Source organism: Streptomonospora sp. PA3 (assembly GCF_009728995.1).
GTDB lineage: Bacteria > Actinomycetota > Actinomycetes > Streptosporangiales > Streptosporangiaceae > Streptomonospora.
In genome coordinates this window covers 78,925-90,828 of sequence record NZ_VTZW01000003.1, presented here as the reverse complement: position 1 = coordinate 90,828, position 11,904 = coordinate 78,925, and the positions used below count along the sequence as shown (strand labels likewise).

Here is an 11,904-nt window from a genome sequence, read left to right as displayed (position 1 = left end):
TCAGCTTCGGCGGCCCGCCCGCGCGACGAGGGCCGCGCGGGCGCCGCCCAGGGCGCTGCGGAGGGCTCCGCGGCGGCCGCCCGGCGGCGCGGCACCGGCCCGCCTTCCCCGTGAGTAGCATGTGCCCCGGCGCCGGGCGGCGAGCCCGCACCCGCGCGTGCGGGAGCCGGCCGCCGCCGTTGGACCCCCGGCGAAGAGGAAAGGACGCTCCGTGGGCGCGGAAACCCCCTTTGACCTGTGGCGCTCCGCTGTCGCGGCGGATCCCGCCCGCCCTTTCGCCACGGCCTACGACCAGGCCACCGGCGGCCGGGTGGAGCTGTCCTTCGCCACGTTCGACAACTGGGTCGCCAAGACCGCGAACATGCTCGTCGACGGCCTGGGAGCCGAGCCCGGCGACCGGGTCGGGCTGGCCCTGCCGCTGCACTGGCAGAGCCTGGTGTGGCTGCTGGCGTGCTTCGCCACGCAGACCCGGGCCGTGGCCGCCGCGCCGGGCGAGGTGCCCGACTGCGACATCGCCGTGGCCGACGCCGACCGGTTGGCGGCCGCGCTGGACACCGGCGCGCGTGAGGTGGTGGGCACGTCGCTGCACCCGCTGGGCGCGCCGCTGCCCGAGTGCCCGCCGGCGGCAGCGGACTACGGCGTCGAGGTGCGCGGCTACGGCGACACCTTCGCCGCCGGGCCCGTGGACGCCGCGGCGCCGGCATGGGAGATCCCCTCCGATGCGGCCGGCGGCACCGACCTGCTGGGCGCGGAGATTGCGGCCGGAACCTGCTCCGGAGCGCAGCTGGCCGAAACCGCCCGCCGCCGCCTGGAGGCGTGGGGGCTGACATCCACCGACCGCGTGGCTATCATCACCTCGGCACCCGACTCCCTCACTGCGCTGGGATCCCACCTGGCGCTGCTGCTCGGGCCGGTCGCCGGTGGGCTGCCGCTCGTCCTCCTCCCCGCCGAGGAGTCGGCTAGCCTGCAACAGCGGCTGGACATGGAGCGTGTTACGGCGACGGCCGGTGCATGGCCCGGCACCCCCGCACTCGCCGAAACCCTCAAGCCGCTGACCTGACCCCTCCCCTCATTCCATTGGTGCGATATGCCCGGAAAACGCTCGTCCAGAGGCTCCGCGAAGGGCCGCGCGGCACGGAAGAGCCTGTCCATAGGCGGCTGGATCGCGGTCCTCACCACCGCGGCCGTGATCGGCACCAGCCTCACAGCCTACGCCGCCTACTACGACATCTACGGCAACATCGATCAGCAGAACATCGACACCGACGCGTTCGGCAACCGGCCCAGCAGGGTCGAGGGCGCCCTGAACATCATGGTGATCGGCTCCGACGTACGCACCGGTGAGAACGCCCAGTACGGCGCGGCCGAGGGCGAGCGCCCCGACTCGCTGATCATCGCGCACATCTCCCCCAACAACGGCCGCGCGACCCTGGTCAACCTGCCCCGCGACCTGGTGGTGGACCTGCCGGCCTGCCAGGGCGACGAGGAGCACCCGGGCATGCCGGCCCAGCGCGGCATGATCAACACGCCGATGTCCCTGGGCGGCATCCAGTGCCAGTGGAAGGCCGTCGAGAAGATCACGGGCATCCACATCGACCACTTCGTCAGCGTCGACTTCTCCGGGTTCAAGGACATCGTCGAGTCCGTCGGCGGCGTGCGCATGTGCATCCCCGAGCCCATCGACGACCCCAAGGCCAAGCTGCACCTGGAGGCCGGCGAGCAGGTGCTCAACGGCGAGGAGTCGCTGGGCTACATGCGCTCGCGCTACGGCCAGGGCGACGGCACCGACCTCAGCCGGATCAAGCGCCAGCAGGAGTTCCTCGGCGCGATGCTCAACCAGGTCATGCAGGGCGACATCCTGACCAGTCCGAGCAACCTCACCGGTTTCCTCGGATCGGTCACCGAGACCATGACGACCGACGACGAGCTCACCCTGGACGTCATGACCGACATCGCCATAGCGATGCGCGAAGTCGACCTCGGCAACATCAACTTCGTCACCGCGCCCAACGGCCAGTCCCCCGAGAACCCCAACCGGCTCATCCTCAGCGAGCCGCAGGCATCCCAGCTCTTCCAGGCCATCGCCAAGGACCAGAGCATCGGCGGCGACGACAGCGGCAAGGGCGACGGCGGCCAGGGCGGCGGCGAGAAGAAGAAGGACAAGGTCGAGCCCTCCGAGATCTCCGTCGAGGTGCTCAACGGCGAGGGCACGCCCGGTCTGGCCGACCAGGTGGGCCAGTGGCTGACCACCGAGGGCTTCCAGGTCGCCAACACCGGCAACCCGCTGCAGATCCCCGCCCAGAGCACGATCTACTACGGGCCCGGCAAGAAGGCGCACGCCCAGGCCCTCGCCGACGAGGCGGTCAACGCCACCATCGAGGAGAACCCCGCCCTCGGCGACACGGTGCAGCTCGTCCTCGCCCAGGATTGGGAGGGCTTCACCAGCACGGCCGGCAGCGGCGGCTCCGGCGGTGCCGGCAGCGTCGACGGCACCACCGCGGCCGAGGCCAAGCAGAAGTGCGGTTAGCGGGCGCCGGAACGTGGGCGCTCGGTCCCAGACCGGCCTGAGAAACGGCGGCGGGGCCGGACCGAGGAGCGATCCTCGTTCCGGCCCCGCCGGCGTCGGTCCGCCTCGCGGCGGCGCGGTCAGGCCGTCACGGCACCGGCCGCGTCATGGGTGTCGGGAACCTTGCCGTGGACGATCAGATCGGTCCACATGTCGCACACCCGCCGCAGCGAGTAGTTCTCGGTGATCTCGGCCTTGGCGGCGCTGCGGGCGGCGTCGAAGCGGCCCTCGGAGACGATGGCGTGCACGGCCTCGGCCATCTCCGCGGGACTGTCGTGCAGCCAGCGCCCGGAGTAGATGGTGTCGGCGCCCGGCCAGGTCAGCACCGCGGGGATCCCGCCCGAGGCGGCGCACTCGGCCGGAGCCAGGTGGAAGCTCTCGTCGTCGCTGGTGGAGAGCATGAAACCGACCCGGCGCAGCCATGTGGCCACATCGGGGCCGAAGGGGTCGAACACCACCCCCTCGGCCAGCAGCGGGTCGCGCTGGATCGTGCGGTAGGTGCGCTCGTAGTACTCGCGCTCCTCCGGCCGGTTCCACACCCACCAGTAGTCCCACGGCTGCTTGGTCTTGACCGCCAGCGTGTAGCGGGGGTCGCGCCGGCGCAGCTCGCCGAGCACCTCGATCCCGCGGTCCAGGCGCTTGCGCGAGGGTGCGATCCCGACCATGCCGAGGGTGTACTCGGCGCCCGGCAGCTTGGGGCGGTCGAGCTGGTCGACGTCGACCCAGTTGGGCAGCACCACGACCTTGTCGGCGGGCCAGCCGGCGAGTTCGCGGGTCAGCGACGCGTAGTAGGGGCTGACGCACACCACCGCGTCGACCTTGTCGATGTCGAGCTTGCGCGGCCACTCGGCGTAGAGCTCGAAGCGGTGCAGGCGCACGACCAGCCGCTGGTCGGACCGCTTGTGCTCGGCGTAGAACAGCGCGTTGGGCCCGCACCACTCGCAGATGACCACATCGGCCCAGGACGCGAGTTCCTTGCTGCGGTACTGGTCGTGGTTGCGCAGGGACTCCCACTCGTCCACGCGCACGTCCAGGCCCGGCAGCGAGGTCAGGTACTCGGCCAGCCGCGTGAAGAACTTGAGGTCGTGGCCGGCGATGACCACCTTGAGCGGGCGCTCGGGGTCGGTGCCGGTCGGCGCCGGCGGGCAGGCCAGCTCCAGGTAGCCGCGCAGCCGCTCGGCGGCGCGCTCCAGGCTGAAGGCCTCGGAGGCGGCGCGGCAGCGCTCGGCCGCCTCGCGGTAGATGTCGGGATCGGCCGCCAGGGTGAGCGTGTCGGCGACCGAGTCGGTGTCCTCACCCGCGTAGAGCGGGTAGTCGGCGCCCAGCAGCCGCTCGTGCATGGGGGTGCGGTTGACCACGACGGGCAGGCCCAGCGCCCCGAGCTCCAGCACCTTGGTGGACAGCTCCAGGCTGGCGTCCATCCCGGGATCGCGCCACGACAGGCCGACGTCGCAGCCGGCCGACAGCCGCAGCGCCTCGGCCCGCGGCAGGCCGCCGTGCCAGACGAGGCCCTCGGTGGCCTCCAGGGCCTTGGTCATGCTGCGCGCCCAATCCGGGGAGTCGCGGTGCACCTTGTCGCCGATCATGTGCAGCTCGGCGGGCACACCGCGCTCGGCCAGCGCGGCGGGCAGGCCGGTCATCTCCAGCGTGTTCCAGCGCGGGGCGAACTTGCCGGTGTAGACGAGCTTGAGCGGCTCGTGCGGCGCACCGGCGCCGACCGCGTCCTCGGGGGTGATCACCACCGGCGGGAACAGGACGCTCTTGCCGCAGGCGGCGGGCACCGACGACTCCAGGAAGCCGCGCAGCTCCTCGGTCTGGCACAGCAGGAACCGCGAGGCCACTGCGACGTCGGAGATCTCCGAGACGGCGGTGGCGTTCATCTCGGCCACCGTCTGGGGCACATCGGTGAGGTAGGTCCACAGCCGGCCCGACAGCTGCTCGCTCTGGGCGGCGGCGATCGCCAGCCGCCGGCCGCGGACCACGACGAGGTCGAAGCGCCCTTCGGAGTCGAGCCGGGTGATCAGCTCGACGGCCTGCTCCGGGGTCAGGCCGCGCTGCCCCGCCTCGGGCGCCAGCCCCTCCTCGTGGGGCCGCCGGACGGTCACCCCGGGCACCGAGGCCAGCGGGGCCACGAGCCGGTCGGTGGTCACCGGCGCCTTGAGCAGCAGGGTGGCCTCGCACCCGGCCTCGGCCAGGGCCTGGGTCATCGACTGCGCCCAGATCGCCGAACCGTCGATGATGTTCAGGTCGACGTCGCCGTAGACGAGCGCGCGCAGCCTCCTCGGCCGCTCGCTCGCCGCGCCGCCGGTGCGGTCGGCCCGGAGGCCCTGGGCGTCGCCGACTCCGCTCGCTCGCTCGCGTTCGCGAGGATGGTTGGTCACGTGCTTCCCTTCGTTCCGATCCTCCGGGCGGCGCCCGCGAGGACGCCGTCCGGGCCTGCTCGGCCTACCCGGAGTCCGGTCGGCGGCCGACCTGTTCGGATTGCGCTGACGGCGGTGTGCGTAGGGGCGGGCGGCGGCATCAGCCGGTGCTGGGCGTGGTCCGGGCGCGGTCGGAGGACCGCGCCTCGCCGGTGCCGGGAAGCGGCCCGAGGGCCAGCAGCCGTGCTCCGTGCCTGTTCCACACGCCCGGCTGCAGTGCGCGGCCGACGAGCTCGCGGCGGGCCAGCTCGGGCGCGATCGCACTGACGAAAACATACTCCTGTTCGGCCACTGCGTGGCCGACCGCATCGGCCGCGTCCCGATTCCGCGCATCGGCCGGTCTCCAGGCGGGGACGGCCGGTCCGACCGCGTCGGCGCCGGAGCATTCGGCGGCGCACAGCAGGTCGGCCAGGAAGTGCTCGCCGCGGGGACCGGTCCACAGCACCGCCCAGGGCGCCGAGGCGGCCCGGGCCAGCCGCGCCCAGTCCTCGGGCCGGGCGTCGCCCTCGGGCAGGCCGCCCGCGGCCCTGCGCAGCGGAACGCCGTGGGATTCCAGCCGCTCGATGCCGGCCAGGTGCGCGACACTCTCGGGCACGACGACCTCGGCGGGCGCGTGGGACTGCGCCAGGACGTCGCCGGCCAGCGCGAGGCTGGCGGCGTCGTCGCCGGGCATGGCCAGCAGCGCGGTCCGCCGACTGCGCAGCGGCAGCGACGGGCTGCCCGAGCCGGGGGCGAAACCGACGTTGCCGAAGATCTCGGCCAGGCGCACCGGCGTGGCGTCGGTGAGGAACACCGAGCGCAGCACCAGACGCAGCTCCTCGGAGGTCAGCGGCCCGGCCTCGCGCAGCCGGGCCAACTCGTCGGCCGCGGCGCTGGAGCGCAGGGCGCGGGCGTCGGTGGCGACCGCGCGCACCCCCTGGCCGTCGGCCTCGGCGCGCGGCACCCCGCCCAGCAGCAGAGCGCGCGCGCCGCACACCAGGGCCCGGTCGGCCAGGGACGCGTCGTCGACCACGACGCCCGAGGCGGCGCGCAGCCGGGCGGGCAGCTCCTCCCAGCCGCCGTCGATGCGGCGCATGCCGGCCTCGGCCAGCCGATCGACCAGCCGGTCGGCGACGACGCCGGCCGGCGCCGGCGAGGGCACGTACGCCGGTTCGGGGTCGCGCTCGGGTTCGGCGGCGACGGGGTTGAAGCGGTGCAGCGGGACACCGACGCCGCCGCGGTGGACGTGGTCGAAGTCCAGCGCCTTGAGGCCGGGGGGCGCCGGCGCGTCGTCGACGAGCACGGTGGGCACGCCGCGGGCCTCGGCGGTCTCGACGACCCAGTTGAGCACGCGGGTGCGGTCGCAGACGGCGGGGTCGCCGGCGTGAGCCCACAGCGAGCCGGGGGCCGTGGCCGAGGACGACACGCACACGATGTCGACGTCGAGGGACTCGAAGGCCGCCTGGGCGTCCTGCGGGCGCAGCGGTACGACGCGGACGTAGGGCTCCAGCGCCTCCTGCACCTCGCGGGCCAGCACGCCCGCGACGACCAGCCGGCTGTCGCGCAGACCCACGCCGCCCGACAGCAGCCTGGCCTCCTCCCGCTCGGTCTCGAAGGAGCGCACCGGCGCGGGCTTGCGGCCGCGCCCGGTGGCGGGCCGGGTGCGGCCCGCCCTGCGCCAGAGGCGGAACAGGTCGCGCGGCAGCCGCACCAGGCCGCGCGCGGGACGCTTGGCCGCGGCGGTCAGGGCGCGGCCCACCTGCAGCGATGTGGAGCCTTCGAGCGCCGCCAGCCGCGCCTTGGCCTCCTGGAGCTGGGCCTCCCGCTCGGATAGGGCCTGCCGCAGCTGTTCGGTGTGGCTGAGTTCACGCCGTTTCACGGGACACTTCCTGCCTTGGGAGGTTGAGGGATCCGGTCGCACATGCGCTCAGGCACGGGGTTCCGCGCCCGCCGCCGGGGCGCCGGCCATCCAGTCGGCCAGGATGGCGGCGATGCGTTCGCCGGCGTGCCCGTCCCACAGCGGGGGGACGTCGGCGACCGTCGCGGCGCCGAAGGACTCCCCGGCCAGGATCTTGGAGACCAGGCCGGGAAGCTCGGAGTCGGTGACCAGCCGGTTGCTGCCGTGGGTGATGGTGATCGGCCGCTCGGTGTTGGGCCGCAGGGTCAGGCACGGTACGCGCAGAATGGTGGTCTCCTCCTGCACGCCGCCGGAGTCGGTGACGACGGCGGTCGAGGCGCGCACCAGGGTGACGAAGTCGATGTAGCCCAGCGGTTCCAGCAGGTGCATGCGCGGGTGGTCGGCCAGGCCGGCCTCCGTCAGCGCCGCGCGGCCGCGCGGGTGCACGGGCATGACGACGTCGATCTGGTCGGCGACCTCGTGCAGCCGCGCCACCAGGCGGGCGACGACCTCGGGATCGTCGACGTTGGCGGGGCGGTGCAGGGTGGCGGCGACGTAGGACTCGGGCAGCTTGAGCCGTTCGCGCAGCGCGGCGGTGTCGAAGCGGTCGAGGCTGCCCAGCAGGGTGTCGATCATCGGGTTGCCGACCAGGTGCACCCGGTGCACGCCGACGCCCTCGGCGGCGAGGTGGCCGACGGCCTCGGGGCTGGTGGCGAAGCACAGGTCGCTGAGCTGGTCGGTGAGACGGCGGTTGACCTCTTCGGGCATCGACCAGTCGAAGGAGCGCAGTCCGGCCTCGACATGGGCGACGGGGATGTGCAGCTTGGCGGCGACCACCCCGGCGGCGAGCGTGGAGTTGACGTCGCCGTAGACCACGACAAGGCCCGGTGAACGGGAGATGAACTCCTGCTCCAGGCCGGTCATCAGCGCCGCGGTCTGCACGGCGTGCGATCCCGAGCCGACGCCGAGGTCGACGTCGGGCCGGGGCAGCCCGAGCTCGCGGAAGAAGACCGCCGACATGCGGTCGTCGTAGTGCTGGCCGGTGTGCACCACCGACTGGCGGACGCCGCGCGCCTCCAGCGCCGCCACGACCGGTGCGGCTTTGACGAAGTTCGGCCGCGCGCCGACGATGTGCACGATCTCGCCGCCGCCGTAGGCTGAGGACACCGCCTCGGCCGCATGGCCGGAGACCTGCGCGCCGCCCGCGCGGCGGCTCCCCGGGCCCTCGCCCTCGGAGGCTCCGCCGGCTCGGTCGGTGCTGGAACGGGCGGCCGGATCTGACGACATCGTGTTCCCTTCGTGTTCGATCCCCCGGGCCGCAACTGTTGGACGCCTAGACGTCACCGGCGGATCACTTCGACGTGGTTGGATACCCCACCGTGCGCAATCTCGTGAAAGCCGCCACCTTCACGGCGAGCCTGACCTGGCGACACCTGAGGACCGAGCCCGCCCGGCTGCCCCTGCTCGGGCTGCGGCTGATGCCGGAGCGGGCGCGGGCAGGCGCGCGCGCCGCGCTGCGCCGTGCGGGCGCCCTCCCGCGGGCCTACGCCCTGTGGGACGCCGGTAACCGAGCGGAGTCGCTCGGCACCGTCCGCAGCGCCGCCCATGGAGCCTCCAACCGTCGCCTCGCCCGTCTCACCGCTTTCGCGCTGGCGGTCGAGCAGCCCGGCGTCGCCGAGGAGCTCATCGCGAGACTTCCCCAAGACCGGCTCCGCACCGGGCTGGCGCACCGGCTGGCGCTGAAGACGGGCCGTGCGGTCCGCGACGAGCCCCCGGGCCGGTGGCACCACCTCACGGTAACCGTGAGGGGGAGAACGCCACACCACGACACGATGAACGATCAGGAATCCGCCGAAACCACCGGGCGGGTGCTGCACCTGGTCACCAACGCTCTGCCGCATACCAACGCCGGCTACACCCAGCGGACCCACCGCATCGCCCTGGGACAGCGCGCAGCGGGCCTGGAGCCGCACGTGGTGACCCGCGCCGGCTACCCGCTGACCAAGGGCGTCCCCGATACCCGCAGGCGGGTGGAGGTCGACGGGATCAGCTATCACCGGCTGCTGCCGTGGCTGGCGCCCGCCGACGAGGCCGCCGAGCTGCGGGCGGGCCTGCGGCTCGGGCTGCCCCTGGCCCGTCGGCTGCGGCCGGGCGTGCTGCATGCGGCCAGCAACCACGGCAACGCCGAGCTCGCGCTGGAGCTGGGGCGGCGGCTGTCGGTGCCGGTCGTCTACGAGGTGCGCGGGTTCCTGGAGGAGTCCTGGCTCTCGCGCGATCCCTCGCGCAGCACCGAGGACGCCTTCTACACCAGCGAGCGCGCCCGCGAAACCGCGTGCATGAACGCCGCGGACCTGGTCGTCACCCTGGGCGAGACCATGCGCGCCGAGATCGTCGGCCGCGGAGTCGACCCGGCGAAGGTCGTCGTGGTGCCCAACGCGGTCGACGAGGAGTTCCTGGAGCCGCTGCCCGACGGCCGCGCCCTCCGCCGCGACCTGGGCGTCGGCGCGGACGAGTTCGTGGTGGGCACCACGACCAGCTGCTACGGCTACGAGGGCCTCGACACGCTGATCGACGCCGTGGCCGAGCTGCGCCGCCGCGGGGTGCCGGCGCACGCGCTGATCGTCGGCGACGGCCCGGAACTGGGGACCTTGCGCGAGCGGGCCGCGGCGGCCGGACTGGGCGCCGCGGCGCACTTCCCCGGCCGCGTGCCGGCGGGCGAGGTGCGCCGCCACCACGCCGCGCTGGACGTATTCGCCGTGCCGCGGCGCGACGAGCGCGTCAGCCGCCTGGTGACACCGCTGAAACCGGTGGAGGCGATGGCGGGCGGGCTGCCGGTGGTCGCCGGCGATCTGGAGGCGCTGCGGGAGATCGTCGAACCCGGAACCACCGGCGAACTGGTGCCGCCCGAGAGCCCCAAGGACCTGGCCGACTGCCTGGAGAAGCTGGCCGCCGACCCGGCGACGCGCGCCGCCTACGGCCGGGCCGCGCGCGAGCGCGTCGGCCGCGACCGGACCTGGACGGCCGCCGCGCACCGCTACATCGAGGCCTACGCGTCGCTGCGGGCGTCCTGACCCGCCGCCCCAAATGCGCGCCCGGGCCGCCAAAACCCGGCGTCAACGGCGGTTTTTCATTCCTCCGGCCATTCCGGAACAAGAAGTGTCAAACGCGAAATCCCAGGTGGCCTGCGGGTAAATTCCTCCAAACAAATGGGGTCTGCGACGGGGTGGCACTGTTGCCCTGTTCTACAGTCGGGAACCAGAACAGGCATGCGCCTTTGCAACCATGCAGTTGAGCGGGCGCGCAGGCGACCGTTCGGCGCATGCCATACACCAGTTCGGGAATCCGCAGGGCACACCGGCGAAGACTGGCCGGTACAGGCCAAACTCCGCAATCCATGTCAACGGGCGGCCGCACACGCGCGTCCTCTCCACCGCAATGCACGACGTGGCACATCGGAATTCCCACCCCGAAAAGAACGAAGGCGAGGGTGACCCCAGTGGACGTCGCAACCCCAACACCTGATCTGGTCGTCATCGGGCTGGGCTACGTCGGCCTTCCGCTGGCGCACCAGGCCACGCGCGCCGGGCTCACCGTGACCGGACTGGACGTCAGCCCCGGAGTGGTCGAGGGCCTCAACGCCGGCCGCTCCCACATCGACGACCTCGACTCCGCGGACATCGCCGAGATGATCGACGGGGGCTTCACCGCCACCACCGACGCCTCCGCGGTCGCGGGTACGCGCAACGTCGTCATCTGCGTGCCCACGCCGCTCTCCGCCGAGGGCGGCCCCGACCTCGGAGCGGTGACCGCCGCCGGGCGGGCCATCGGGGCGCACCTGGCACCGGGCACGCTGGTGGTCCTGGAGTCCACGACCTACCCCGGCACCACCGAGGAGGTGCTCCGGCCGCTGCTGGAGGAGTCGGGCCTGGTCGCCGGCTCCGACTTCCACCTCGCCTTCTCACCCGAGCGCATCGACCCCGGCAACCCCACGTTCGGTGTGGCCAACACGCCCAAGGTGGTCGGCGGTATGACCGAGCGCTGCGGCGAGACCGCCGCCGCGTTCTACCGCCGCTTCGTCGACACCGTGGTCCAGGCGCGCGGCACCCGCGAGGCCGAGATGGCCAAGCTGCTGGAGAACACCTACCGGCACGTCAACATCGCGCTGGTCAACGAGATGGCGATCTTCTGCCAGGAGCTGGGCGTCGACCTGTGGGACGCCATCGCCTGCGCCGCCACCAAGCCGTTCGGATTCCAGGCCTTCTACCCCGGTCCCGGAGTTGGCGGCCACTGCATCCCGATCGACCCGAACTACCTCTCCTACAAGGTCAAGACGCTGGGGTACCCGTTCCGGTTCGTGGAGCTGGCCCAGGAGATCAACGCCCGCATGCCCAGCTACGTGCTGCAGCGCTCCCTGGAACTGCTCAACGACGCGGGCATGGCGCTGTCGCGCTCGCGCGTGCTGCTGCTGGGGGTCACCTACAAGGCCGACATCGCCGACCAGCGCGAGTCCCCGGCCCGCCCCGTCGCCCGCAAGCTCGCCGAAAAGGGCGCCACCCTGATCTACCACGACCCGCACGTGGCCGAGTGGAGCATCAACGGCGACCCGCTGCCCCGCGCCACCGACCTGGAGCAGGCGATGGCCGAGGCCGACCTGACCATCCTGCTCACCGACCACAGCGCCTACACGCCCAAGCTGCTGACCGAGAACGCGCGCCTGCTCCTGGACACCCGCGGGGTGCTGCGGCGGCTCGACCCGGCCGTGATGCACCAGGACGGCCGCACGAGCGCGCCGATCGAACGCGAGGGGGTAGTCGTCCTCTAGGGCGCGCCACTATAGTCCGGCCCCAGCGACGATCGCCGTCCGACCCGCTCGACGAGGTGGCGACCGGCGGGGGCCCGCAGGCCTTCACCGACTCAACCTCCAGGTGTAACCCCGCTTTTCACCTGGCGTTTCCCTGTCCCTCTAGCGTCGAAAAACGGGGGCGAACAGCTCCGATCGGGGAAAGCGCCCGGAATCCGGCGTTCGGAAGTGGTGAACTCGC

Annotated in this window: 7 protein-coding genes; 4 read left to right on the top strand and 3 right to left on the bottom strand. The window is 72.9% G+C overall.

Features of this window, described 5'->3' with window-relative positions:
* Window positions 1-211: 211 nt before the first annotated feature.
* Both FZ103_RS00845 and FZ103_RS00840 read left to right on the top strand, forming a co-directional pair.
* On the top strand, window positions 212-1,060 hold the full coding sequence (locus FZ103_RS00845) for a TIGR03089 family protein (RefSeq protein WP_186355616.1): 849 nt from the start codon (window positions 212-214) through the stop codon (window positions 1,058-1,060).
* Between the two features lie 27 nt (window positions 1,061-1,087).
* Window positions 1,088-2,527, top strand: coding sequence for an LCP family protein (locus tag FZ103_RS00840; protein WP_155998091.1), 1,440 nt, complete (start codon window positions 1,088-1,090; stop codon window positions 2,525-2,527).
* 119 nt (window positions 2,528-2,646) lie between these two features.
* Here FZ103_RS00840 and FZ103_RS00835 read toward each other — a convergent pair whose 3' ends face one another.
* The 3 genes from FZ103_RS00835 to wecB form a co-directional block, all read right to left on the bottom strand.
* Entirely contained in the window at window positions 2,647-4,773 is a 2,127-nt protein-coding gene (locus FZ103_RS00835) for a glycosyltransferase (protein WP_255429702.1), read from the bottom strand.
* A gap of 313 nt (window positions 4,774-5,086) precedes the next feature.
* Window positions 5,087-6,844, bottom strand: a complete 1,758-nt coding sequence (locus FZ103_RS00830; RefSeq protein WP_186355615.1) for a hypothetical protein — start codon at window positions 6,842-6,844, stop codon at window positions 5,087-5,089.
* A gap of 48 nt (window positions 6,845-6,892) precedes the next feature.
* Window positions 6,893-7,999, bottom strand: a complete 1,107-nt coding sequence (wecB, locus tag FZ103_RS00825; protein ID WP_343233342.1) for a non-hydrolyzing UDP-N-acetylglucosamine 2-epimerase — start codon at window positions 7,997-7,999, stop codon at window positions 6,893-6,895.
* A 242-nt stretch (window positions 8,000-8,241) separates the two neighbouring features.
* On the opposite strand from wecB, the gene FZ103_RS00820 reads away from it, so the two are divergent.
* On the top strand, window positions 8,242-9,933 hold the full coding sequence (locus tag FZ103_RS00820; protein ID WP_343233316.1) for a glycosyltransferase family 4 protein: 1,692 nt from the start codon (window positions 8,242-8,244) through the stop codon (window positions 9,931-9,933).
* Window positions 9,934-10,358: 425 nt separating this feature from the next.
* Window positions 10,359-11,684 (top strand): nucleotide sugar dehydrogenase, encoded by a 1,326-nt coding sequence (locus tag FZ103_RS00815; RefSeq protein WP_186355614.1) that lies wholly within the window; start codon window positions 10,359-10,361, stop codon window positions 11,682-11,684.
* Window positions 11,685-11,904 lie beyond the last annotated feature (220 nt).

Coding starts and splice junctions, on each gene's coding strand:
- FZ103_RS00840 (WP_155998091.1), top strand. CDS start 1,088: ATGCCCGGAAAACGCTCGTCCAGAGGCTCCGCGAAGGGCCGCGCGGCA.
- FZ103_RS00835 (WP_255429702.1), bottom strand. CDS start 4,773: ATGACCCAGGCCCTGGCCGAGGCCGGGTGCGAGGCCACCCTGCTGCTC.